Raw genomic sequence first — 275 nt, 5'->3', positions numbered from 1 at the left:
CCCGAATAGGCGATGCTGCGGTTGGTGCTCTCGCCGGTGATGCGGGCATAGCCGCCACCGACCACATTCTGGCTCGGTGTCACGTACTCAACGCGGGGGCCACCATCGGCGCCGCCACCCACCAAGCGAGGGCCGTTGTCTTGCGCCTGGGCAGCGCCCATGGCACCGAGGGCGATCAGCGAGGCAAATACAGTGGTGCGGAACATGGCTTGGTTCTCCGTCTCGGAGGCCAGCAGCTCAGAGCGTGACGCCCAGCCGGCCTTGCTTGAGGCGGA

At 66.9% G+C, this 275-nt stretch carries 1 protein-coding gene; it reads right to left on the bottom strand.

All coding sequences use genetic code 11. The features are described from left to right. On the bottom strand, positions 1-206 hold a 206-nt coding region (locus tag JMJ56_RS33440), incomplete at its 3' end, for a hypothetical protein (RefSeq protein ID WP_202836162.1). Between the last annotated feature and the right edge of the window lie 69 nt (positions 207-275).

This window comes from Belnapia arida (assembly GCF_016773205.1).
In the GTDB taxonomy this organism is placed as follows: Bacteria; Pseudomonadota; Alphaproteobacteria; order Acetobacterales; family Acetobacteraceae; genus Belnapia; species Belnapia arida.
This window is presented reverse-complemented; position numbering and strand designations above follow the sequence as displayed.